Raw genomic sequence first — 23,868 nt, 5'->3', positions numbered from 1 at the left:
AGAAGAAATGGTGTGAATTTAATTCACACCATTTCATTCCTGCCGAAGGGCATTTATCGGATTTCTCCTAATAACCTTAAGCGCCTCGACACTGACTGTTGAAAAGGTGATAAGAAATAGAAAAACACCAGCTAAAGCAAAGTAGATGAGGTTCATATCAATTTGATAAGCATAATCTTGAATCCAGTTCTTTAAAAAATATACGCTAAGGCTAGATGCTCCCACTGTAGAAATTAGTATCAGGAGTACGTATTCTTTATTGAAATGGATTAGCAAATGCCAACTAGAGGCTCCTAGCACCTTACGAACTCCTATTTCTTTGACCTTCAGGGTGGTCATGTAAGAAGTCATACCAATTAGTCCAAGAATTGCAATTAGCATAGCTATGACCGAAAGCACGGTGCTAATGTTGGCAGTTTTTTGATCATTAACATATGCAGACTGAATATCGTCCTCCACAAAAGCATAATCCAAAGGGGTATCCGGCATATAGTCATTCCAGACCTTCTCTATCCATTCAAATGCCTCCTTCGATTTTTCAAGATTGATGCGAACCAGTACATTTCTATTCATGTATTCTCGCTCATTCCGGATAAATAGAAAAATTGGAGATACTTCCTGGTGAAGGGAGAAAAAATTAAAGTCCTCAAACACACCTCTTACGGGGATCCATTTTGGATTTTCGGAAGTAGGATTTGCATTGATCTTTTTACCTATTGGATCGTCCCAGTTCATCTTACGTACAAAAGAATCATTGACTAGTAAGGATAGATTCGGATGCTGCTCTTCGTTGAAATAAGGCCCGTACATTTTCTTGATTTGCAACGTCTTCAAATAGTTTGGATCGGTCGGAATACTCAAAGCATCCTCAAAGAGGTCATCCACTCCTTCTGCTTTATACTTCATAGGATAATCTTCATCACCAGGAACCTGGCCCTCGGAAACAGATAAAATAAATGCCTGACTTGCCAGGTCATTTTTGAATGCCCTGATCTTTTCGGCTCCTTCTATATCCCAGGCACGCTTAATTTTAAGTAACCCTTCCTTCTTAAATCCTGTCTTCAAATTGGATATGTGATGCATTTGCTGATTCACAAAAAATGAAGCGGTACCTAACCCCACTAATAATGCAAACTGAAAAGTGACGAGCAGCTTTCTGATATGAAGTTTCCCTGGTCTGGTATGATTCTTGAAAAGAGCGAGAACATTTATTTGCGGCATGACCACTGATGGATAAATCCCACCAAGGAAACCGACCAAAAAAGCAACACCAAATGTGAGCATGACCATCTCTGGAGCTAGTAAATGCCTCGGCGAAAAGTTGATTCCGGTGAAATCATTAAAGTAAGGCAGTAAGTAAAATGAAAGTATAAAAACGACTGGAATGGTGAACGATGCAAGAAGAATCGATTCAAATAGAAATTGAAAAGAGAGACTGCTTTTGCGGCTCCCCAGCACTTTTCTCACTGCAATTTCCTTTCTTCTTTTAGCAAAAATAGCTGCTGAGATATTGGCAAAATTGGCACTGGAGATAATCAAGACAATAACCGCAATGAGTATGAAGATGGAAAGTTGTTCTTCGTTTCCTCCAGGCTTCATCTCGAATGTAAGGTTTGAACCCAAATGAATGTCTTTAATGTTTTGAAGGTCAGCTTCTACCAGTGTTTTTCGTCCTTCCACATTTTGGGCATAAGCCATGATATCATTCAGAATTTTCTCTTTTGGAGTAGCATTTTTCTCGAAATAGATGAAGGCAGATGCTTTTGTAGAAAAATATTCATTATTGACTAGCAACATATTGAAATCGAAATGCGTGTTAGTCGGAAGACTCTCCATAACACCACTAACCACCACCTGCACAGAATCAAAATAGATGGGTTTTCCAATTGGATTTTCCTGACCAAAAAAACGTGAAGCACTCTCCTGTGTTAAGATAACGGTGTTGTTGACCTTTGTTGCTTCATCGCTGGTTACTCCACTTTTCAGTCTGAAATCGAACAGATCAAAGAAGGGATCACCCGATTCCAAAACCAATGCTTTAGACTCGCTGAATCTATTTTCTCCAACAGTGACGTAACGATCAGGTACTCTCGACAACCTGGACACTTTGGTGGCCCATGAAAAATCCTGATTCTTAATTGGTGTACTGTGTTTTAAGCTAATGTGAGGGAACCAGGCACCATAGATTCGCTTTCCTACAATTCGATAGATGTTATCGGCATTCTTGTGAAAATGATCATAGGTAGTTTCATTTTTAACATAGGTTAAAATGAACAAAGCCACTGTAAGACTGATAACCACTCCTATGACATTGATGCTGTAAAAGGATATGTTTCTTTTGGTCGATCGGAAAAACACCTTCATGAAACTCCGGATCGGGAAAGAGTAATGAATACGACTGGATTGATTTCGTTTTAGGATTCCATACCTCAAAAATCGCAGCACATTGTAGCTAAGTAAGAATGACGCTAATAGCCGTGACCTTGAGGATCTATTCATTTCGTACTGTTCTTCCAAATCACCCAATATTGCCTCTTGCAAGGATTTCGGACAAAATAATTTGAAGAATCTGATAATCGGCCTTTGTTCAAAATGCTTCATTTAGCTAAGTTTTAGTTCTGGTATAGCATTCCAGATGTTTACCTTATTTGCTTTTAGCTCCTGGAGTACTTCCATTCCTTTGTCAGTAGGTTCAAATATTCTTTTTCTTCTACCCCCTCGATCTGATGTAGTGCCTCCCATGTATGATTTCGCCAGACCTTTATCTTCAAGTCGATATAGGGTTACATGGACAGAGCTCAGATTTACAGATCTGGACATCCTTTGCTTTATTTCATTCACGATATTGATTCCATAGGCATCCTCCTTTAAGATGAGGCAGGTCAGTAGAACTAATTCTTCAAATTCACCTAGATATTCACCTTTCATTATTATATGATTTGTCAAAGTAATATTTCTATATACTTTGTCAAAGTAGAAAGGGTTGCACGGTTTATGGTTTAAATTATTTTTATTGGGTTTGATGATAAAGGCACTGGTAGCAATAAGCACCATTGGGTTTTTCCTATACATAAAAAGAAGGAAGCCATCATGACTTCCCTCCTACCTAACCGTATGAGAAGATCGAATTAGTAACCTAACTTTTCCTTGGTTAGGAGATATAATTTTGAAATTTATTGCTGATTTAGATAGAAATACGACTTGCATTTGTTTCAAAATCTGAATTGAGACATGTAGGTAAAATAAATATCTAGTCAATTTTTTCTGAATCTATCAGGGTGTCTAATCCTATTTTTGAATTTGATCTACATTTTTTTAGGACTTGCGCCAGTATCAAATCGTATTCCCTTATTCTTTTAATTTAATCAGCTTACCACCGGCCTTCTTCAAATCTTTCCTAAGGGTGACGAGCAAAAAGATAAATTCGTATTTTGCGTACCTATTTAAGACTTTACTAGTAGCTCATAGAATTCACGAATAAATGGGGCATACAAAACGAACAGAAATAATCTATGGAGCAGCTAACATTCACTGATGGATTTACTGCCTTGTTACTTCTTCAATCACTGATTGTTGGGACATTATTGATTTTAGACGTTACGGTTCAAAATCGATTTCTTGGACTTTTTGTAATTATTTATGCCTCCAATTCTTCTCGAATTGTTCTGTATAAGCTTGTTGGGCAGACACCATTTTTAGATTTTTATGTGGGTCTATCATTGGCAGGTTTCTTTTCTCCATTACTATACTTCTTCATGAAAAGTCATATTGCCTCCGTGCAAATGAAGTCGATTTTGTACCATTCAATTGTCCCAATATTGCTCTCGGTTTTTTCCTTTTTATATTCCTCCGGCAGCACCCTGCAAAGTGTGTGCAGCAACGAGGTTTATAACCTCATTTCCTATACGACTCTTTTCTGCTTAAGTGTATTCTATGGGGGATTAATGATTAGTATAATTAGAACTAATTCTTTGTGGAAGGAAATATTAAAAAGTGTTAGGTTCAAAATTGCTTGGTTCGTTTTTGGTATTACTGTTTATGTGCTTTTTATCTCATTGAGAATAATCATTAGCATTGTTTTTGACATTAGTTCCAATCCTGATGATCCATTCTACTTATTTCAAAAACTCTTCTTTTACATTGTGTTTGCTATAATTCCATTTTACGCATACACTGTTCTCATCCGCTTTAAAAAATTTATTCAACCAAAAAACGTGACTTATGGAGTTGGACTACCAGGTGATCTAAAACCAAGGCTTGATGCACTTATAGATAAGGAGAAAATCCATACGAATGTCGGTTTAAACGCCAATGCTTTAGCCAATGTGCTTAACGTCCCCCAAAAAGACCTTAGAGTTTTTTTTAAAAATACATACAGTAAAACCATACCGGAATTCCTCACTGATAAGCGACTAGCAGAATTCATCTCAATGGCAGAGAATGATACAAACAATATCTACAATATCGAAGGTATCGCGAAAAATGCCGGGTTCAATTCACGCCCCACATTCTATCGGGCATTTAAGAAGAGGTACGGCGTAACTCCTGCTGAGTATTTAGCGAATCGATAGTAGTCTCTTGCCGGCAAGAAAACTAAAAGAATAACAACGCTTGGCTTCAAAGCATCAATTGTTTTGTATTTATTGAATCGTAGTTTTCATGTCATTCTAGCATCCATTCTAATGATTGCTCCAGTGCTTGACTCCACCCATCTAAATGGGTGATATTTGAGGAATTAAATGAGTGATCCGCATCTTCGATCATCAGAAGTTTTGACTTTACCCCTTTAGCCAATAAACCTGAATACAATATCCGTGCTGATTCTGGAGCTACGTGAGTGTCTTTTTCACCTTGCATAATGAGTACAGAACCCCTAAATGAAGAAAGCTCCTCGAGAACGGATGTCCGAAGAAAACTATGCCATCGCAAATAGGTAAAGCCCCAGAAGAATTTAGTAGTACTTGTTGAATCGGCTCGTATATCATTCCACGTTTTCAGCAGATACGTGAGTCTCTCATCTTCAGTTTTCCCATATTCTTTGAAAAAAACACCTGATTTAGCAAAGGTATATAGGCTGTATAGCTGCGAGGTTCCTTCTCCTGCCAGGATACAAACTTTGGAAATGCTGCCTTGCATTAATTTGGCCACCTTGGCTGCTACAACCCCTCCTTCTGAATGACCGATTAGCATTATGCTATCTGATTTGACTTGTTCAATTGAAACTACGTGCTTAATGGTTTTTGCTACCCTTCTGCTCCACGAATCCAATGAGAAATTAGCATCAAAATACATATTCCTTTCTCCTGGTCCATATTCATCCAGGTATCTAACACCAGGCTTCTCAACGATTAGTATTTTCGCTTTTCCCTTTGCTAAATAAGTTAGATCTATATGTCCGCTTGTGGGTATTATTGATGATTGCTGCCGAGAAAATAATGAGTTAAAACCCGATCCCTGAATAAAAACAATAAGAGGGAGTTTTCGGTCTTTATTAAATTCAGAAAGGTAAAACGTAGTGCTATCTCCGCTACCTGGTAAGACATATTTAAAATAAGGATTTCTGCTAACCTTTTTCTGACTAAACACAGTTCCTATGGTAACGGCTAATAGGAATGAAAGCACAATGTGTTTAGATACACCTGTTGCACACTCCATGATTCGATACCTACTCATCGAAGTTCTGTAAATTCTTAACTTGCTTGTATAACCTAAACACTGTTTCTCTGAACTCTTCAGAAAATTGATAGAAGACCTTACCATCATCAGCAGAATACTTCAAGTAGTCTACCATCAGAGTAATTGGATTTAGATCCATATAATAGGTCAAATCATTTCCGGATTTCTCCAGCACATAGTCAGTAATTTTCATGCCCATGTAGTATCCGGCTTCATCAAATTTTGTGGTAAAAAAAGTATTGTAAATCCAATTAAGCTCTGTATCTGAAGGTTTTGATTGTACATCCACGATCAAACGATCAAAGAGATAGAATATATATTTACCTCTCTGAGCGCTACGCCTCCCTCTGTCAATAAATCCTTCATTGGCTGCCGTTTCCTTTTTATCCATCCATCGATCCAGGTAAGTGGCGGTCCCCTCCAGGTATAGTGCTTCAAATAACAGATAGCTCACATAGTCAGCATTGTATTCGCTCTCCCCCTGCCCTTTTAGTTCATCATAAATCCTTCTGCCATCAAACCTGAAGGACTGGATATTATGAAAAAGCTCATGCTTAAATATCGAAAGCATGAAATCAGGATCACCCTTCATGTGATGAAGGCTGATATAAAACTTATCCCAATCTCCAAACGTGTAACCGGTAGAGTGACCACCCAGAATTCCTACTATTTCGACTTCTATATTTTGTTCCTTTGAGATATAAGGTCCCAGCTCATCATTGAGCCACTTCTCATAAAATTTTTCATTTGATTTCAAGTCTGAAACGAATCTCTCTAACTGATCCAGGTCCTCAACAATCATTTCATACTGCATCCTAGCCTGATTGCTGTTTGCCGACTGGCCTGCCTTTGCTGCGAGCAACGATGAAACTACAAGCGAATCTCCTGTTTGCATCTTCTTCAACAGGGCCTTGGTAGACTCGAGGTTTAATAATCGTTCAAGATCAGCTCCATTCAATTCAGCTTTTTTAAACAATCGGATAGTCTCTTCCGGATTGGTCAGGTCAAAGGAAATGTTAATTTGCTGTGATACTGCATTGTGTACAACTGTATGTGTAAAGAATGCTATTAGTATTGATTTCAAAATGGTTTTCATACTACTTGGTTGAATGATTCGATGAAACAAACTGATCTAGTCCATACAGATACTTCGGAGGACCTTTTTCAAACTGAGGCTTTAAAAAGAGGTTCATGAATTTGCCCAAAAGTCCAAACTTTAAGGCATATGAAAATGTAAAGTGAACTTCACACCCTTCTTCCGATGGTTGTAACTGAACAATTCCCCTCATGAAATGACAAGGTGGTAACATTTTCCCTCCCATTACTTCTGAGACAAAAGACCTGCCATCTTCCCAATTGGTGATTTTTTCTTCCATAGCCCCCATCGGTAGTAAATCACAGTGTCTTGTTGCCCCCAAGCCCCTAATTGTATTGGTAGCATATGATCGCTTCACCAATGGGTGGAAGTTGGCAATATTTCCGTAATCCGAAAGCACTTCCCAAACGCGAGAGGATGGGCAATTTATCTTTCGAGAAGCAGTAATAGTTGTTTCGTTCATTTGGTATAACTTTTTAACCAAATGTAGGCTAACACTTAAATGATCAGTGACAAATTAGATGGTCTCAGTTGTCTCAAATCACTTATGACACAAAAAGTATGATTGTTTTGTGAATTAAGCTCCCAATCTCCTAATCCGGTCTATTAATATGTACCCTATAGACGCCACCTTTATCTAGTCCTAAGAATAAACTTTGATTACCATTATCTATGTATGATGTCATATCCAAAACTCCACCATATATTTTGTCATCACTAAATGTATGATCACTCCATGTTTGACCATTGTCATTGGAAACCGATAGGACAAGTGGTTGTGGTTTATCACTTCCTTTTTTTAACCATCCACCTGAGTAAATAATATTTGAATTATAAAAATCCTTCTCCAAGCCAAAAGTGAACTTATAATTATCACGATCATTTTTGGACAATTGCCAGGTCGCCCCACCATCTCGGGATACAGTAATACCTGCCTCTGCTCCCACCATAACAAAGCCCGTATCCTCCTCATCAAACAATACATCCTTTGCAGAACTTACCGGATCTAGTAAGTCTATCATGCAGTTTTCAGTCCCACTATTCAAATTATACTGACATAATATAATTCCTTCGATCGCATTCTGTCCACCGGTCCAAAGCTCATTTTTATTAGGGTGTTTTTCTACGAAATCAAGCCCAGTTGCTAAATAGTCCCAGTCACCAATTAGTGTTTTCCAGGTTTCTCCAGAATCATCTGAATATGCCACAACAAAATAGCCTGTCGCATATAGCCGTTTTTGATCATGATCGTATTCAAGATCTAATATGTTTTGATCATACTCCCGTCCGAAATTGTTCTCTAGGAGGTTCCATGAACGACCACCATCCTTTGTAAAATAAAGATTACCATCCTCCAATTCCCATTCAGATACAATCCAATGAGTTGATGATAAAAACTCGATTGCCTTCAAGTTTTTGCCACTGAGTGTAGTCATAGACTGCCAATTTGGTTCATCTATATTGGTTATGAATAGACCACTAGTTGTTGCTGCAATCAATTGATTTTCAAATATTCTGATCTCGTTTACTGTCTCTCCCTCTAAACCAAATGACTCAAATGACAGTGACCGATCCATCGGAGTAATGGGGCAATCCTCTCGACACGAAACAAAACCGGAAATTAAAACAATGCAAAGTATTAGCAACAAGCCTGCATATGGACTGCCTTGCTTTATTCGGCAATTAATTTTTCTCATAAAAAGAAGTAAAGTTTTAATAGGTCATTCATCCAAAGAAACGATTAACGCTACGTTTCAGGATAACTGAAACTGTCTCAAGTTGAGATTGATACAAATCAAATATTAAACTCCAAGTAAAAAGTAGGTTAGTTTGAAAGGTGGAGATCGGAACTCAAGGTTTATATCATTTGGGGTGATAGCTGAGCATGAAGGTCTCAATTATTTCTTCAACAATTTTAATAGAGTAACATGAAAAATGTAGCCTTAGTCATTCTTATAGAATTTCTCCTGGTTGGGTGCGCACCAAGTATTCCAGAGAGAAAACAAGAATTTGAAATCCCACAAAACCCAAAATATTACAATCATCAGGTAATGGTGCTTGGTTCCTTTCACTTTCAGAAATCCGGAGATGGTAGTGACGTGGTTGGGAATGCTGAAACCGAAATTCTTTCTAAAGAAAATCAATTGACAATTGACAGCTTTACAAATCGAATTATCCAAGAATTCGACCCTACTATAATAGCCATTGAATGGATGCCAAAGTACCAGGGTTTGGTCGACTCTTTATATCGATCTTACAAAGATGGGATGTGGAAACTAGAGGAAAATGAAGCATTCCAAATCGGTTTTCGTATCGCAAAATCACAAGGTCTTACCAGCGTGTATTGCGTTGATAATCGTCCCATTCAGCCCCGTTCTGTGTTGAAAATGGACGATTGGGAAGCATATGCAGACAGTATTGGTCATAGAGCTAAGATGGAGGAATATGACAGTTCCAATGCTGCTTATAACCAATATCTAGACAGCATTCGAATGGAAATGACCATATATCAATACCTGGAATTACTAAATTCTCCTGACAATATTTCTCGAAACAAGGAGCTCTGGTTTGCCGGGTTGGTAAACCTTGGGCATGGCGACACGTACGTAGGTGCGGATTTAACGGGCCATTGGTATCAACGTAACAGTCGGATATTTACGAATGTCAGAAATTTAGCTCAGACGAAAAATGAAAGAATCCTGATTATTTACGGTATGGCTCACAAATGGGTGCTCGATGAGATGTTTGAGGCATCTCCCGAATTTGAAGTGATTCAGCCATCAGAAATATTATTTTAGTCAAAAAACAAAAACATGAACTTAGGACAATTTTCAATAAGCCTTCCAGTCAAAAACATGGAAGCAAGCGTAGACTTTTATCAAAAACTAGGGTTTGAAATTATCGATGGTGGGCACATGAACGATGGCTTCCCAGATGGAGAAAATACTTCCTGGAGAATCATGAAATCAGACAGTGTAGTTATTGGACTTTTCCATGGCATGTTCGAAGAATCCATCATGACCTTCAACCCAGTGGACGTTAGAAGTATCCAGAAAGAGCTAAAAGCAAAAGGAATAAAGCTGATTAAAGAGGCGGAGGAGAATACAGATGGCCCGGAACACTTAATCCTAACTGATCCTGACGGCAATCAGATCATGCTTGATCAGCATTAAGCCTTTTTATGAAAAATGGGAGACCGACAAATAAAATCAATAACCAAACGGCAGCTAATGGCCCGACATCAAAATAGCCTTTTAAACCGGGGTTAATCGGGAAGGTGGATAGGTTGAAAAATATCTGAAGTACTTGAGTAATCAGGCCAATGATACCCAACCACATTATCATCCCTTTCATTTTTATCATTTGGATACAAAGCAGAATCAGACCAATACCAATGAAGAAATCAAAGGCAATATCGGTTGATAGTTGGATGTAATTGTAAATCTGCATGTTTTCGCCAATTTCATAATCCATGTTCATGGCAACCATACCATGCTGTAACATCAGCATGTAGGACATAAATATGCCTCCTGTTAATGATAGTATTCCTCCGACATCAGAAAGAACCGTTTTTGGGAGTGACTTAGATAATGAATAGAGTGCTATACCCAGCAAAACGCCGATTGAAAAACTATTTAGATGCCAAATGAATCCATCGAGATCTATGATTAGAGCTACAGTGTAAGAGACGAGTGATAAACATCCAGTAATGGAAGATGTCAGAATCCAGTTCTTATTCTCCATAAAAGTCATACTTTATAAAAAGTACGAAAAAGCTAAACTATGGTTTGTAGCATCCGATTTAAACGGAAGAATTTACACATTCATGTTACATTCGCCCCGTGACTATTCTTTATTTCATCGATATTGTCGGAACAATGGTTTTTGCCATCTCAGGGGCTCTTGCTGGTCGCGATAAGAAGCTCGATTTCTTTGGTATTGCAGCAGTAGGTCTCATCACTGCTATTGGAGGGGGAACCATGCGAGATATCCTGCTAGGTAGCACACCAGTCGGTTGGATGAAAGACCTTATCTATCTGGCCATGATCGGTTCCGGAATTTTGATCTCTTTACTTTTTGGAAAAGTAGTGTTGAAATTGAGAAGGACATTTTTCATGTTCGATACAGTGGGAATCGCTGTTTTTACCGTATTAGGCTTGCAAAAAGCACTGACATTAGGTGTTCATCCGATCATTGCCATTATGATGGGCATGGTATCAGCTGTCTTCGGTGGTGTGCTTCGGGACATTGTTTGTAATGAAATTCCACTCATATTCCGAAAGGAAATCTACGCACTTACTTGCCTGTGTGGCGGCATCCTCTATGTCATTCTTCAGCGAGCTGGGCTAGACCAGGGGTGGAACATTCTTGTAACCGTACTTTTCATTGCCTCTTTTCGAATTTTTGCAGTGAAATTCAAATGGCAATTGCCGGATATTTCCTGAGAGCATACCCTTTCACTAAATTTAAACTTCAACCAAAAACTAAACCATGAAAAAATTGCTTTATATGGCGGCTGCATTATTCATAATCAGCTGCCAAACTCAATCTGAAAACACAGATATGCAAACAGAAAATCCATTCTATCAGGAATGGGACACCCCTTATGGCGTACCACCTTTTGACCAAATCAAGGATGAGCATTACATGCAAGCCTTTGAAGATGGCATTCAGCAACAGCTCGAAGAAGTAGCTGCTATTGCCAGCAATGAGGAAGAACCCACATTTGAAAACACCATAGAGGCATTCGAAAAGTCAGGGGAGCTTTTAACCAAAGTGGGAGGTGTCTTTTTCAATCTATCATCCGCTCATACCAATGATTCCATACAAGGAATTTCAAGAGCCATTAGCCCCAAACTATCCGCTCATAATGACAATATTTTCCTGAATGGTGATTTCTACGCTAGGGTTAAGTCCCTTTATGATCAACGTGAAGAGCTAGACCTTACGGTAGAGCAAGCTAAACTTTTAGAAAACTATCACACCCGATTTGTTCGTGCAGGAGCTGCTTTGAGTTTGGAAGAGCAGGGAAAAATGCGTGAGCTAAACGAACAACTTTCTTCGCTTTCTGTCAAATTTGGAGAGAACGTATTGAAAGAAGACAATAAGTTTGAAATGCTGATTGAGAATGAAGCAGATCTTGATGGCCTATCTGACAACATCATTAATGCTGCACGAGAAGCCGCTCAGGAAAGAGGCTATAATGAAGGCTGGTTATTTACTCCTCATAAGCCAAGCATGATCCCATTCATTACCTATTCTAACAATCGAACCTTGAGAAAGCAGCTGAAAAAAGGCTACATCATGCGAGGCGATAATGATGATGAGTTGGATAATAAGGAATTAGCGAGAAAGCTGGCTAATGTGAGACTTGAAAAGGCAAACCTCCTAGGTTACGAAACATGGGCCGATTACATCCTCGCTGAACGTATGCTTGACACACCAGATAAAGTGTATAATCTTCTTGATAAAGTATGGCCTGCCGCACTCGAAGCTGCTAAAAAAGAGCGAGGCATGATGGTTGAAATGGCATTTAACGAAGGTCAAGAAGTCAATATAATGCCATGGGACTGGTGGTACTATGCTGAGAAAATCAAAATGGAGAAGTATAACCTGGATGAGAATGAAATCCGCCCATACCTCAAAGTCGACAATGTAATCAACGGTACTTTCACGTTGGCTAATAAGCTTTTTGGGCTAACCTTCGAGGAGCAAACCAACATCCCAAAATACCACCCGGATGTGCGTACCTATACAGTGAAGAATGAAGACGGTGAGCTGATCGGCATCTACCTATCAGACTGGTTTTACCGAGGAAGTAAGCGCGGCGGTGCATGGATGAATACCTTCCGTGACCAAAGTAATATGGGAGGTGAAAGAGTTATTCCTATTGTAACCAATGTTGGAAACTTCACCAAACCAACAGGTGATACGCCTTCCCTACTATCCCAGGATGAAGCCAGCACATTGTTTCATGAGTTTGGACATGCACTTCACGGGTTACTATCAGAATGTACCTATCCTTCCATTTCAGGCACCTCCACTCCCAGGGACTTTGTGGAGTTCCCATCTCAGGTGATGGAAAATTGGTTGTTTGAACCAGAGATGTTGGAGCTATATGCATTCCATTATGAAACCGGAGAAGTGATGCCTACAGAGCTGGTGGAGAAGATTAAAAATGCCGGCAAGTTCAACCAGGGTTTCTCCACAGTAGAATACATGGCGGCAGCATACCTGGATATGGCTTTTCATACAATCACCGAGCCAATCGAAGGAGATGTGGATGCGTTTGAGAAAGCGGCAATGGATGAAATCGGACTGATAGATGCGATCGTTCCAAGGTATCGAACCGGATATTTCAGACATGCATTTTCAAGTCCGGAAGGTTATTCATCCGGATACTATAGTTACCTGAATTCTGAGGTAATGGATGCTGATGCGTTCGGGGCATTTAAAGAAAATGGCCTTTTTGATAAGGAGACAGCCAATGCCTACAAAGAACACATTCTTTCCAAAGGCGGCACACGAGATGCGATGGAAATGTATGTAAACTTTAGAGGCAGAGAACCAAAATTTGAAGCGATCCTTGAAAGAAGAGGGTTTAATTAAGCTTTTAACCGCAGAGTAAGCTGAGTTTTCACTCAAAGAACGCTGTAGTTTTAGTAAGTCGTCTTTCCACTTTGAGTGGTGGGACGACTTTTTTATTGATTACACTCAAGATGGCCTCATTGTCTTGTACTCGTAGTAGTTAAAGCCTACCGCTCAAGTAAAAACTTATCCAATTCCTTCGGTTCATAGTTAAGTTGGCATTCGAAAACTAAACCCGAAAGAGTATGAAAAGAGTACTAATGTTTTCTTTGGTGATATTGCTAATCGGCTTCTCAACCGATCTTGAAGCACAGAGAAAGAAAAAGAAGAAAAAAGGTGACACTGAACAAGAAGCACCTAAAAAGAAAAAAAATGGTTTGAAAGATTACTCCGAAGTAATTACGGATGAAGCAATTTCAGACCAGGGATTAATTACATCTCATCAGGTAGGTGATGATTTCTACTTCGAAATTCCCACGGATTTATTGGAAAAAGAAATCCTGATCGTGTCCAGAATAGCCGGTCATGTAAAGGGACTAAATTTTGGTGGGGCTGGTATGAAATCGCGTCCACAGCAGGTGATCCGTTTTCAGAAAATGGGTGGAAAAATCCTTATGCGATCTGTATCATACAACAACGTGGCTAATGAAAATGAGCCTATCTACACATCTGTAAAGAACAACAATTTCGAGCCGGTTATTGAATCATTCTCCCTGGAAACCATGAAGGATGATTCATCTGCCTACGTTATTAAAGTAACTGATTTTTTCTCAAGCGACATCCCAATGATCGGAGGACTTAGGGATTCAGAAAGAAAGCGGTTTAAGATCAAAGGAATTGACAAATCACGATCGCTCATTACTTCTGTGAAATCCTTCCCGGAAAATGTAGAAGTAAGACATATCCTTACTTACCGCGGAGATGAGCTCCCGGCAAACGGACTTACTGAGACGCTTTCCATTGAAATGAATCAGTCTATGATTCTGCTACCCGACGATCCAATGGTGCCACGATATCATGATGAGCGTGTTGGATTCTTTTCATTACGCCAGATCGACTACAGCTCCGATGAACAAAAGGCTGCACAACAAAGATTTATCACCAGATGGAGATTAGAGCCAAGCGATTGGGCAGCTTTTAATAATGGTGAATTGGTTGAGCCAGTTAAGCCTATCGTCTATTACATCGACCCGGCAACTCCTGAAAAATGGAGAAAATACATCAAGCAAGGAGTGGAAGACTGGCAGATAGCTTTTGAAGCAGCTGGTTTTAAGAATGCCATATTAGCCAAAGACCCTCCAAGCAAAGAAGAAGATCCGGAATGGAGTCCGGAAGATGTGAGATATTCAGTGATCCGATACATAGCCACAGATATTCAAAATGCGCAAGGTCCTCATGTTCATGACCCTCGAACAGGTGAAATCCTTGAAAGTGATATTCTTTGGTATCACAATGTAATGAACCTGCTTCGTAATTGGTATTTCATCCAGACTGCCGCAGTAAATCCTGAAGCTAGAAGCACCAAGTTTGATGATGATCTAATGGGTGAGCTCATTCGGTTTGTAGCTGCGCATGAAGTAGGTCATACTTTAGGCTACCCTCACAATATGGGATCTTCCCCTGCTTACACCGTGGATCAATTAAGAGATAAAGCATTCACTGACACACATGGTGTGGCTCCATCAATCATGGATTACGCACGTTTCAACTATGTGGCACAGCCGGAAGATGGAATCACAAACTTCTTCCCCAAAATTGGGGAATACGACCTGTGGGTGACTCAGTATGGTTATAAGCCAATTCCAAATGTAGACTCTCCGGATGATGAAGAAGATATCCTCAATGCGTGGATTAAAGAGAAAGGCGATGATCCAATTTACCGTTATGGTCGTCAGCGCAGGCTCCCTGTAGATCCCACTGCTCAGACAGAAGATATCGGGCATGATTCCATGATTGCAAGTGAATTAGGTATCAAAAACCTAAAACGCATCTTAGATCAACTGATGGAGTGGACCACTGAAGAAGGGGAGAATTACGAAGAGTTAGAAGAGTTGTATGGACAAGTGGTTAATCAATTCAATCGCTATAATGGACATGTAGTCTCGAATGTTGGCGGTGTTTACGAATACTACAAAACAGCAGATCAGGATGGAGCTGTATACACCCATGTAGAGAAGGATAAACAGAAGCGAGCTGTTAAGTTTTTAAATGAACAATTGTTCGCGACCCCAAATTGGCTGGTAGATGCTGAGATCCTTGGTAGAATCCAGCAAGATGGGTTAGTTGAACGCATGAGGGGAATTCAGGTAAGAATTCTCAATCGTTTAACTATGGAAGAAATGCTGATGCGTATGATTGAAAACGAAGCGCTCAATGGTAGCGATGCATATACACTGGCAGCATTTTTTACTGATATGCGTCAGGGCATCTGGGGTGAGTTGTACAATGGGAGTCGAATCGATACCTATCGAAGAAATCTTCAGAAAGAGCATATTGACAGGTTAGGTGAATTGGTCAATCTGGAGGAAGAAAAATATGCTAACTCTGATATTCCATCGGTCGCTATGGCAACTCTTACCCGGTTGGAAAGAGATGTGAGAAGTGGTTTGGCTCGTCAAAATGATTCAACGTCCCGATTCCACTTGCAGGATATTCAAAAGCGAATCGATGCAATTTTGAATCCGAAGTAATTGATATTTAAAACCGCAGAGAAAACAGAGAATACCTCTGAGTTCTCTGTGGTTTTTTCTTTGAGTCCTTTGTGGTTAAATTTCTGCACATGAAAAAGCTCCTCATTACTACCTTCCTTATTGCGATTGCAATTATTTCATATTCGCAAGAACAAACAACCTTCATCCTTGTGCGTCACGCAGAAAAAGCGCTGGATGGGACAAATAATCCACCACTGAGTGAGGCCGGACTACAAAGAGCCAATGAATTAGCAGCACTGCTGACTAGTCAGGAAATTGATGCGCTTTATAGCACACCCTTTATTCGAACGGAGGCAACATTGACCCCAATTGGGAGAGCCAAAGGAATGGAGGTTCAAACCTACGATCCTTATGCGGGAGAAAGTTGGCTAAAAAAAGTTCTAAATAAGCACAGTGGAGGGACGATAGCTATTTCCGGTCATTCTAACACCATTCCTAAACTTGCTAATGCACTCCTTGGAAAGGAGGAATTCCAACAATTTGATGATAATGATTACTCAAACCTGATCATCATTGTGACGAATGAAGTTGGTAAGGGGAAGTTGGTTCGGTTGAAGTTTTGACACCCTCCTTACCTCCCTCAAGGGAGGAATTGTCCCCTTGAGCCGTCCGCGGAAGCGGGGACCACAGGGGGTTAATACAACTCATACTTACAAAAGTCACACTCCAGCTTTCCATTATAAAGCTTAATTCGCTCAGAATCTTTGAGGCCAATTTGCTTCAATGCCTGCTTATTTGAGCTGATCAGCCAGGCATCATACCCAACAAAGTTTTGCTTGAAAGCATCCCCCATCGTTTTATAAAACTCCAAAATATCATCTCCTATACGCTCTCCATATGGTGGATTTGTAATGATCGTTCCCTGATCATTGATCGGTTTGAAATCCCGAAAATCCATCGTTTTTATTTTCACTTCTCTTCTTAAACCGATCTTTCCTAAAGCTTTTCTTGCAAGCGTTACCGCGCTATCATCAATATCAATCCCTGTTATGTCCAGGGTTGGTTTACGCATTTTATTCTGCTCCTCATTCTTCACATTATTAAAGAGAATAGGACTGTACTCCGGCCAGGTTCTAAAGCCGAAATCCTTTCTTTTCAGATTGGGCGCCATATTCATGGCAATCATGGCAGCCTCTGTCAGAATGGTACCACTTCCGCACATCGGGTCTACCAACGGTGATTTCTTGTCCCAACCAGATAGCGTAATCATACCAGCTGCCAGCACTTCATTCATCGGAGCTCTATGACCTTCTTCGCGATAGCCTCGCTGATTCAATGGTGCTCCCGAACTATCCATAGAAATCGTGAAAAAATCATTTGCACAATGGACATTGAAAAGTACATCCGGTTTATCTGTATCAATATTTGGTCGTCTTCGGTATTTATTTCGAAATTGATCTACGATTGCATCCTTCGATTTATAGCCCACGTATTTGGAGTGGGTGAAAACCTCAGAGAACACCACTGTATCAATCGCAAAAGTCTGATCCACATCCAAAAAGATCGACCAGTCAAACTCCATCATTTTGTCATAAAGTTGCTTCTCGGTTTTCGCTTGAAAACTATGGATTGGCACCAATATTTTCAATGCTGTCCGAAGCGCAAGGTTGGCGCGATACAAGAAAGCAGGATTGCCTTCACATTTAACACCTCTTGTAATTTTTTCAATCTTTTCTCCTCCCAGAGCCTTGACTTCCTCGGCAAGGATATCTTCAAATCCAAAAAGTGTCTTGATGGTTAGTTTCATTGCAGTTTCGAGTTTCTAGCCTTTAGCTACGAGTGAACTGCAAAAGTAGACCTTTCAATTATTCTTAACCTGTCATTTCTTACGGATATGAGAACAATAGCAAACTATTTGTTAATCCTTTCTTGAATCCGACCGCTTTTGAAAACGGTATTAATTTCCAGTGTATTCTTAATATTGGCTAACGGGTTTTCATCCAACAAAACCATATCTGCAAGTTTTCCTACTTCAATACTCCCCAGACTATCTTCTGCATGCATCATTTTAGCCGCATTCAAAGTGCCCATCCTCAAAATATCAATCGGGTCAATTCCTCCCATCTGCATAAGCTGCATTTCTTCATGCAAGCTGTATCCGTAAAAGTTAAAATCATTTCCTGTATCCGTACCAAGAGTCATATTCATACCTTTATCAAGAAGCCTTTGAATGTCTTCTACTTTCGGCAAGAAAACAGCATCCAAAGAGACTGAATCCAGGCCATACTCCATCTTGGTCAGATTTTCCATCCTCTTCGCAAAGGCAATAGCATCGGATGTTAATAGTTTTTTTAATGTATCTGATGGGTATACTTCATTAAGCGCAGTTACCTCCATCCAATGTGGATTTAATGGATATAAAAAGGATTTATCAATCATCAGAGTTGAGACAATGGAAGCATCTCTTTCAAGCAATTTTTGCACAGCTCCTGCATGTTCATCGTCACCCCAGTCAATGTCTATACCAACATAATGGATGATGTTCTGAGCACCTGATTTCACAGCCATCAAGAACTCCTCATTATCACTGGCATGCGCAAAAACCTCCAAATCGTACTTTTTTGCTTCCGTCACGGTTTTGTCAATGAACTCTTGCGGGATTCGTTCCACAAACGGAGGAGCAGGACCATCTTCAATAGTGATTTTTATTCCGAGTATCGGATATTCAGAAACCTGCTTTACCAGCTTAGATATTTGAGCAGTGTCCTTCAGAAAAAAGACGGTTTCACCTTCGCGCCAATTACTACTCACATATGTCCTGACAGGATGCCTTCCTTCTATTGTAAAGTGCTGGCTGGTATGAAAAACACGTGGTGCAGAAATCGAATCCTGATTCCCTCTGGCTCGCATTTCTGCATAGTATTCATTCGTACAGGTACTTCCACCTGGTATAAATACAGAGGTCACGCCATAATGCATCAATTTCGGAAAGTCCCTATTGAAGTCTGTCGTGTGTACATGACAATCAAATAAACCAGGAATGAGGTATTTACCAGTGCCATCGATTTCGTCACCTTCCCCAATGATTACTCCAGAATCAATTTTAGTGATTATTCGATCGTTGATGTAGACATTAGCTCCCTCAACTAAATGCGCACCTGTTCCGTCTATCAGGTTGACGTTTGTGATGATGAGGTCATAGGGTTCAAAGTCTTGATTTTTAATACAACTGACTAGAATAAACACCAAAAGGAAGCAGGTAAGTGAGGTTTTCATAAAACCAATTTACCTCATTTTACTTAACCTTTATAGCCGTATAACTAAAGTAGTTCTTCATCCAGGTTTTACCTCCATCATATGATCGGTCCATTTTCCATTTGTACTGATCATCGGAGATGTCATAGAAAGTAATCTTTTCCAGGTACTCTCCACGTTGGTCTTTTCCTTTCCCATCAAAGTAGAATTTCCCATCACGAAACTCTCCGGTCATGCTCGTGCTGATGGCCAGATTGCTTTCAATCCACATCATCCGCCATTGTTTTGTTTGTTCATCATAGGTTCGAATGGTTGTTCCATAGCAAATCAGATTGCCATTTGGATCGGTATAATAAAAATCATCTTTGTGAGCCGATTCATTAAAGAGGTATGAACATTTAGTAAAAAACTTCTGCTCCACGAAAGAACCATCTGGAGTGAGTGATTTAGCCTCGTACGTCCAATCCCCAATCAGAAAATCCATCTTACTGAATTCGTCCGATTGTGCCTGAAGGTTGAAACAAATAGAAAAAAGGAGATAGGTGAATATCAGTTTCATAGGTTTTTGAGTTTGAGGGTAGAACAAGACTGAATGCTCAAACTCTTATTCATTTGATCTCATCTTGAGCGCTGCGAAAGACCTTATACTCCTCTACTTTTTCTTGATAAAAAGTAGCCAAAAATCAAGGCTGGAAACCCTTCACTAAAAAATTGAATCAATCAGGTAAGCAAAACCAAACCTCGCTGCGCTCAAGCAGTGGTTTTGCATCTTGTGAATCTACAATTCAATTTTTCTTAACGCTCATGATTTAAGGCCCTCCCAATCGCCGGAACGGCGAACTGTCAAAATCACGGGGTTGGGGTGTGAGGATGGCCGGGATTTGATTTTGACCGCAGCGGCGGACCGTTTGATCTTTTTGCCTCGTTTTTGCATCAAGGCAAAAATGAGGAGCCCAGCGGCTTGAGCGATAGAAGAGAAACTCTCTCAAAGATCCTTTACCTTGCTCAGGAATGATTCTGTGGTGTCATGCTGAGGAACGAAGCATCCCATTAATTAAAGAAGACTTCCGAGGTTTAAAACACCTCGGAAGTCTATCACTCAAAGCAAAAACCCTCCCCGATCGCTCGAAGAGGGTCTATCACTACCTAAATATTAGAAAACAAATTATCTGACCCTATTGAGGTTATTCAAAATCTTTTGCGAGAGCGAGAGCTGGCTATCATCAAACGAATACAAAACATCGTCATACGAAAGTGCAAACTCACTAGATCGCCCGGTCACGTATCTTCTTTTCATTTCGTCATACCATAAGTAAATTTTCATAGCGCAATTCTTTTTAAGTGATTACACTATTCAAACGGTTAGCCTGCTTTTTACCCTACCCCAACTAGTTACGAGATGTAAGTAATAAGTAGCAAGTCTTTCTGGCCATCTCAATCGCCGGAACGGCGAACTGCCAAAATCACGTGAAGGCCAAGTGGGTAAGCTGGATTGATTTTGGCGAGATTTTTTTGCTAGCGTTTTTTCATCGAGTGGAAAAAATGCGAAGAAACAGAATGTGCTAAAATGATTCTAGAATATAAAACATGCCTCCAATTAGGCTGAATATCCCACCAAATAATAGCATTATATCACCCCAATTCTTGAATTTTTTATAGCCCCCATCCCTTATCTCAATAATTAATAGGATAATTCCGAATAGAATAAATGCTATACCGATTAGGAGTTTAAACCAATCCATAAGCTGTAAAAATATAAAACCCTTGACGGTAACCGCCAAGGGTATAATCTATATCCAGGGTAAAATCAGAGCCAAAAGCTAACTGCTAAAGGCTAATATAGCCAACAGCTACTTCTTCTCCTCTTCTACCTCTTCGAATTCTACGTCAGACACATCGTCTGCAGAACCATTTTCAGCAGCACCTGCATTCGCATCCGCACCTGCTGCACCAGCGTCAGCTCCACCAGCTTCCTGCTGTGCTTGGTACATCTCCTGTGAAGCATTTTGCCATACGTTGTTCAGCTCTTCCATCGCTGCGTCAATTGCAGCAAGGTCTTGCTTACCATGTGCTTCTTTCAACTTGGTCAAGCCACCCTCGATAGCTGTTTTATTGCCATCAGAAAGTTTATCACCAAACTCTTTCAACTGCTTCTCCGTCTGGAAGATCAGCGAGTCAGCCTGGTTGATTTTCTCAACTTGCTCCTTCGCTTGCTTATCCGCTTCGGCATTTGCCTCAGCCTCCTGCTTCATCTTTTCGATTTCCTCATCGGTCAAGCCGGATGATGCCTCGATTCGGATGTTCTGCTCTTTACCAGTGCCTTTGTCTTTCGCGCTCACATTCAGGATACCATTCGCATCAATATCGAAGGTTACTTCGATCTGAGGAACACCACGTGGTGCTGGCGGAATGCCATCCAGGTGGAACTTACCAAGTGACTTGTTGTCTTTCGCCATTGGTCGCTCACCTTGTGTAATGTGAATCTCAACAGATGGCTGGTTGTCCGCTGCAGTTGAGAACGTCTCAGATTTTTTCGTTGGAATGGTTGTATTCGCCTCTATCAATTTCGTAGCTACACCGCCCATGGTTTCGATACCAAGAGAAAGTGGAGTCACATCAAGAAGCAATACATCTTTCACCTCTCCGGTTAGCACACCACCCTGGATCGCAGCACCAATCGCTACCACCTCATCAGGGTTCACACCTTTAGAAGGCTTCTTACCGAAGAACTTCTCAACTTCTTGCTGGATGATTGGGATTCGGGTAGAACCACCAACCAAGATCACTTCGTCAATATCTGAAGTAGATAGGCCAGCATCTTTCAGAGCTGCCTCTACCGGCTTCATAGATCGCTTGATCAAGTCATCAGCAAGCTGCTCAAACTTAGATCGAGTTAATTTTCTTACAAGGTGCTTAGGCACACCATCTACTGGCATGATATACGGCAAGTTCACCTCTGTTTCAGAAGAGCTTGAAAGCTCGATTTTTGCTTTCTCAGCAGCCTCTTTCAATCGTTGAAGCGCCATTGGATCTTTTCTTAGATCAATGCCTTCATCGTTTTTGAATTCATCTGCCAACCAGTTGATGATTACTGAATCAAAGTCGTCACCACCAAGGTGAACATCACCATTGGTAGACTTCACTTCGAATACACCGTCACCAAGCTCAAGGATTGAAATATCGAATGTACCACCACCAAGATCGTACACCGCGATCTTCATATCCTGATCTTTCTTGTCAAGACCATAAGCCAAAGCCGCGGCTGTTGGCTCGTTGATGATTCTTTTCACATCAAGACCCGCAATCTGTCCGGCTTCTTTTGTCGCTTGACGCTCAGAGTCATTGAAGTATGCAGGAACTGTAATTACCGCCTCTTTCACTTCTTGACCCAAGAAGTCCTCAGCAGTAGATTTCATTTTCTGCAAGATCATCGCAGAAATTTCCTGCGGCGTATACTTTCTGTCACCAATTTTCACTCGCACTGTGTCGTTACTTCCTGACTCCAGGCCGTAAGACACATTCTTCATTTCTTCTTTTACCTCTGAATATTTCTTACCCATGAATCGCTTCACGGAGCTTACTGTATTCTGTGGGTTGGTGATCGCCTGTCTCTTGGCTGCATCACCTACTTTTCTTTCGCCTTTGCCATCTTCGAGGAATGCCACGATTGATGGTGTTGTTCTTCTACCTTCACTGTTCTGGATCACCACCGGCTCATTACCCTCCATCACAGAGACGCAAGAGTTGGTAGTTCCTAAGTCGATACCTATGATTTTTCCCATGTCTATGATTTATTTCTTATTCGTTTAATTCAAGTTTCGCTTTCTATTAATCAATGGATGTGCCAAAGGAAAAATCGTGACACATTGGCAGGACCACATAGTGGCCTTTTATTATTTTTTGCCAAAATGGTGCATTAATGGCATCAATTCTCCCTTTGAAGGAGGGTGAGGTTGGATTGAGGGATTGGAGGGGGATGTTAGGAGAGAACTGGCAGCTTTTCACATCAACGGATATTCGGGCTGTACGGCTTACGTTGTGCCGCCTTCCATCCCGTCTAGGTGGATAGGGATTCTCTTCGAGTCACATTTTTTATCGTCATTGCGAACCTGAGGAACGAAGGTGAAGCAATCTCATCCCAGAAATGTTATGCTATTCCCTTGCGCCAGTCCGATCCTCCGACGGAAGTGAGACACGAACAAGACTTGGGAATCTCTTTTCTGCGAAACCAAGCAAGATCAAAATCAACACCCCTGTCGTCCCCTCAAGGGGACATTCTCCTTATTAAACTAGAACTGAATGTCTTGTCCTGAAATAGGTTTACACAATTTAAGTGTAAAATGAGAATAAAAACAGGAAGCTCCCCCTTTGAAGGGGGTTAGGGGGATGTTAGAGTTAATTTATCATTCTTTACCTCTATCATCATATCTACTCTTAATCACCCGAACAATCAGTAGTAATACAAACACAGTAATCATCGCAATCACGAGTGTGTTTTTAACCTCCTGATGAGTAAAGCCTGATTCTCCAGAATCTATGACCTGATAAATTAGGAAGCCTACCATAATATAAAGAACGTATCTGAATGATTTTCTCATGATG

Annotated in this window: 21 protein-coding genes; 8 read left to right on the top strand and 13 right to left on the bottom strand. The window is 40.5% G+C overall.

The window, feature by feature from the left end; translation table 11 throughout:
• Positions 1-33: 33 nt before the first annotated feature.
• Together ACQK2H_RS04245 and ACQK2H_RS04240 are read right to left on the bottom strand one after the other, a co-directional pair.
• The gene (locus ACQK2H_RS04245; protein WP_425390229.1) at positions 34-2,601 is read right to left on the bottom strand and encodes an FtsX-like permease family protein; all 2,568 of its coding nucleotides are present in this window, start codon (positions 2,599-2,601) and stop codon (positions 34-36) included.
• On the bottom strand, positions 2,602-2,928 hold the full coding sequence (locus ACQK2H_RS04240) for a PadR family transcriptional regulator (RefSeq protein ID WP_425390228.1): 327 nt from the start codon (positions 2,926-2,928) through the stop codon (positions 2,602-2,604).
• 584 nt (positions 2,929-3,512) lie between these two features.
• Here ACQK2H_RS04240 and ACQK2H_RS04235 point away from each other — a divergent pair.
• Positions 3,513-4,571: a helix-turn-helix domain-containing protein gene (locus ACQK2H_RS04235; protein WP_425390227.1), complete on the top strand. Its 1,059-nt coding sequence runs from the start codon at positions 3,513-3,515 to the stop codon at positions 4,569-4,571.
• A 91-nt stretch (positions 4,572-4,662) separates the two neighbouring features.
• Here ACQK2H_RS04235 and ACQK2H_RS04230 read toward each other — a convergent pair whose 3' ends face one another.
• The 4 genes from ACQK2H_RS04230 to ACQK2H_RS04215 form a co-directional block, all read right to left on the bottom strand.
• A complete protein-coding gene (locus ACQK2H_RS04230; RefSeq protein WP_425390226.1) occupies positions 4,663-5,673 on the bottom strand; it encodes an alpha/beta hydrolase family protein in 1,011 nt (336 codons plus the stop codon).
• Positions 5,666-6,772 (bottom strand): hypothetical protein, encoded by a 1,107-nt coding sequence (locus ACQK2H_RS04225; protein ID WP_425390225.1) that lies wholly within the window; start codon positions 6,770-6,772, stop codon positions 5,666-5,668. Before ACQK2H_RS04225 ends, ACQK2H_RS04230 begins: the two co-directional genes overlap by 8 nt.
• A 1-nt stretch (position 6,773) precedes the next feature.
• A complete protein-coding gene (locus ACQK2H_RS04220) occupies positions 6,774-7,235 on the bottom strand; it encodes an SRPBCC family protein (protein WP_425390224.1) in 462 nt (153 codons plus the stop codon).
• Positions 7,236-7,365: 130 nt separating this feature from the next.
• Positions 7,366-8,469 (bottom strand): hypothetical protein, encoded by a 1,104-nt coding sequence (locus tag ACQK2H_RS04215; RefSeq protein WP_425390223.1) that lies wholly within the window; start codon positions 8,467-8,469, stop codon positions 7,366-7,368.
• Between the two features lie 231 nt (positions 8,470-8,700).
• Between ACQK2H_RS04215 and ACQK2H_RS04210 the strand changes: the two genes are divergently transcribed.
• Entirely contained in the window at positions 8,701-9,570 is an 870-nt protein-coding gene (locus ACQK2H_RS04210; RefSeq protein ID WP_425390222.1) for a DUF5694 domain-containing protein, read from the top strand.
• A 57-nt stretch (positions 9,571-9,627) separates the two neighbouring features.
• Positions 9,628-9,945, top strand: a complete 318-nt coding sequence (locus ACQK2H_RS04205; RefSeq protein ID WP_425390221.1) for a VOC family protein — start codon at positions 9,628-9,630, stop codon at positions 9,943-9,945.
• Here the strand turns inward: ACQK2H_RS04205 and ACQK2H_RS04200 are convergent.
• On the bottom strand, positions 9,926-10,516 hold the full coding sequence (locus tag ACQK2H_RS04200; protein WP_425390220.1) for a hypothetical protein: 591 nt from the start codon (positions 10,514-10,516) through the stop codon (positions 9,926-9,928). The genes ACQK2H_RS04205 and ACQK2H_RS04200 overlap by 20 nt on opposite strands.
• 98 nt (positions 10,517-10,614) lie before the next feature.
• Here ACQK2H_RS04200 and ACQK2H_RS04195 point away from each other — a divergent pair, with 98 nt between their 5' ends.
• From ACQK2H_RS04195 to ACQK2H_RS04180, 4 genes are all read left to right on the top strand, one after another.
• Complete coding sequence (locus ACQK2H_RS04195; RefSeq protein ID WP_425390219.1) at positions 10,615-11,217, top strand: trimeric intracellular cation channel family protein; 603 nt, start codon at positions 10,615-10,617, stop codon at positions 11,215-11,217.
• 46 nt (positions 11,218-11,263) lie between these two features.
• On the top strand, positions 11,264-13,381 hold the full coding sequence (locus ACQK2H_RS04190) for a M3 family metallopeptidase (RefSeq protein WP_425390218.1): 2,118 nt from the start codon (positions 11,264-11,266) through the stop codon (positions 13,379-13,381).
• 224 nt (positions 13,382-13,605) lie between these two features.
• Positions 13,606-16,050: a zinc-dependent metalloprotease gene (locus ACQK2H_RS04185; protein WP_425390217.1), complete on the top strand. Its 2,445-nt coding sequence runs from the start codon at positions 13,606-13,608 to the stop codon at positions 16,048-16,050.
• 89 nt (positions 16,051-16,139) lie between these two features.
• Entirely contained in the window at positions 16,140-16,634 is a 495-nt protein-coding gene (locus ACQK2H_RS04180; RefSeq protein WP_425390216.1) for a SixA phosphatase family protein, read from the top strand.
• Between the two features lie 71 nt (positions 16,635-16,705).
• Here ACQK2H_RS04180 and ACQK2H_RS04175 read toward each other — a convergent pair whose 3' ends face one another.
• From ACQK2H_RS04175 to dnaK, 5 genes are all read right to left on the bottom strand, one after another.
• A complete protein-coding gene (locus tag ACQK2H_RS04175; RefSeq protein ID WP_425390215.1) occupies positions 16,706-17,818 on the bottom strand; it encodes a THUMP domain-containing class I SAM-dependent RNA methyltransferase in 1,113 nt (370 codons plus the stop codon).
• Positions 17,819-17,922: 104 nt separating this feature from the next.
• Positions 17,923-19,287, bottom strand: coding sequence for an amidohydrolase family protein (locus tag ACQK2H_RS04170; protein ID WP_425390214.1), 1,365 nt, complete (start codon positions 19,285-19,287; stop codon positions 17,923-17,925).
• Positions 19,288-19,306: 19 nt separating this feature from the next.
• Positions 19,307-19,825 (bottom strand): hypothetical protein, encoded by a 519-nt coding sequence (locus ACQK2H_RS04165; RefSeq protein WP_425390213.1) that lies wholly within the window; start codon positions 19,823-19,825, stop codon positions 19,307-19,309.
• Positions 19,826-20,431: 606 nt separating this feature from the next.
• The gene (locus tag ACQK2H_RS04160) at positions 20,432-20,590 is read right to left on the bottom strand and encodes a hypothetical protein (protein WP_425390212.1); all 159 of its coding nucleotides are present in this window, start codon (positions 20,588-20,590) and stop codon (positions 20,432-20,434) included.
• Positions 20,591-21,116: 526 nt separating this feature from the next.
• A complete protein-coding gene (dnaK, locus tag ACQK2H_RS04155) occupies positions 21,117-23,048 on the bottom strand; it encodes a molecular chaperone DnaK (RefSeq protein ID WP_425390211.1) in 1,932 nt (643 codons plus the stop codon).
• Between the two features lie 137 nt (positions 23,049-23,185).
• On the opposite strand from dnaK, the gene ACQK2H_RS04150 reads away from it, so the two are divergent.
• A complete protein-coding gene (locus tag ACQK2H_RS04150) occupies positions 23,186-23,335 on the top strand; it encodes a hypothetical protein (protein ID WP_425390210.1) in 150 nt (49 codons plus the stop codon).
• A 334-nt stretch (positions 23,336-23,669) separates the two neighbouring features.
• Here ACQK2H_RS04150 and ACQK2H_RS04145 read toward each other — a convergent pair whose 3' ends face one another.
• A complete protein-coding gene (locus ACQK2H_RS04145) occupies positions 23,670-23,864 on the bottom strand; it encodes a hypothetical protein (protein WP_425390209.1) in 195 nt (64 codons plus the stop codon).
• Positions 23,865-23,868: the final 4 nt, after the last annotated feature.

This window comes from Ekhidna sp., from assembly GCF_965228795.1.
In the GTDB taxonomy this organism is placed as follows: Bacteria; Bacteroidota; Bacteroidia; order Cytophagales; family Cyclobacteriaceae; genus Ekhidna.
The sequence above is the reverse complement of the archived record's forward strand: the minus strand, read 5'-3'. Positions and strand labels throughout refer to the sequence as shown.

What these genes read in the sequence shown, in the direction of transcription:
- ACQK2H_RS04215 (WP_425390223.1), bottom strand. Translation starts at nt 8,469, where the DNA reads ATGAGAAAAATTAATTGCCGAATAAAGCAAGGCAGTCCATATGCAGGC.
- ACQK2H_RS04230 (WP_425390226.1), bottom strand. Translation starts at nt 5,673, where the DNA reads ATGAGTAGGTATCGAATCATGGAGTGTGCAACAGGTGTATCTAAACAC.
- ACQK2H_RS04235 (WP_425390227.1), top strand. Translation starts at nt 3,513, where the DNA reads ATGGAGCAGCTAACATTCACTGATGGATTTACTGCCTTGTTACTTCTT.
- ACQK2H_RS04245 (WP_425390229.1), bottom strand. Translation starts at nt 2,601, where the DNA reads ATGAAGCATTTTGAACAAAGGCCGATTATCAGATTCTTCAAATTATTT.
- ACQK2H_RS04150 (WP_425390210.1), top strand. Translation starts at nt 23,186, where the DNA reads ATGGCATCAATTCTCCCTTTGAAGGAGGGTGAGGTTGGATTGAGGGAT.
- ACQK2H_RS04190 (WP_425390218.1), top strand. Translation starts at nt 11,264, where the DNA reads ATGAAAAAATTGCTTTATATGGCGGCTGCATTATTCATAATCAGCTGC.
- ACQK2H_RS04240 (WP_425390228.1), bottom strand. Translation starts at nt 2,928, where the DNA reads ATGAAAGGTGAATATCTAGGTGAATTTGAAGAATTAGTTCTACTGACC.
- ACQK2H_RS04205 (WP_425390221.1), top strand. Translation starts at nt 9,628, where the DNA reads ATGGAAGCAAGCGTAGACTTTTATCAAAAACTAGGGTTTGAAATTATC.
- dnaK (WP_425390211.1), bottom strand. Translation starts at nt 23,048, where the DNA reads ATGGGAAAAATCATAGGTATCGACTTAGGAACTACCAACTCTTGCGTC.
- ACQK2H_RS04185 (WP_425390217.1), top strand. Translation starts at nt 13,606, where the DNA reads ATGAAAAGAGTACTAATGTTTTCTTTGGTGATATTGCTAATCGGCTTC.
- ACQK2H_RS04170 (WP_425390214.1), bottom strand. Translation starts at nt 19,287, where the DNA reads ATGAAAACCTCACTTACCTGCTTCCTTTTGGTGTTTATTCTAGTCAGT.
- ACQK2H_RS04210 (WP_425390222.1), top strand. Translation starts at nt 8,701, where the DNA reads ATGAAAAATGTAGCCTTAGTCATTCTTATAGAATTTCTCCTGGTTGGG.
- ACQK2H_RS04225 (WP_425390225.1), bottom strand. Translation starts at nt 6,772, where the DNA reads ATGAAAACCATTTTGAAATCAATACTAATAGCATTCTTTACACATACA.
- ACQK2H_RS04175 (WP_425390215.1), bottom strand. Translation starts at nt 17,818, where the DNA reads ATGAAACTAACCATCAAGACACTTTTTGGATTTGAAGATATCCTTGCC.
- ACQK2H_RS04165 (WP_425390213.1), bottom strand. Translation starts at nt 19,825, where the DNA reads ATGAAACTGATATTCACCTATCTCCTTTTTTCTATTTGTTTCAACCTT.
- ACQK2H_RS04180 (WP_425390216.1), top strand. Translation starts at nt 16,140, where the DNA reads ATGAAAAAGCTCCTCATTACTACCTTCCTTATTGCGATTGCAATTATT.
- ACQK2H_RS04220 (WP_425390224.1), bottom strand. Translation starts at nt 7,235, where the DNA reads ATGAACGAAACAACTATTACTGCTTCTCGAAAGATAAATTGCCCATCC.
- ACQK2H_RS04145 (WP_425390209.1), bottom strand. Translation starts at nt 23,864, where the DNA reads ATGAGAAAATCATTCAGATACGTTCTTTATATTATGGTAGGCTTCCTA.
- ACQK2H_RS04160 (WP_425390212.1), bottom strand. Translation starts at nt 20,590, where the DNA reads ATGAAAATTTACTTATGGTATGACGAAATGAAAAGAAGATACGTGACC.
- ACQK2H_RS04200 (WP_425390220.1), bottom strand. Translation starts at nt 10,516, where the DNA reads ATGGAGAATAAGAACTGGATTCTGACATCTTCCATTACTGGATGTTTA.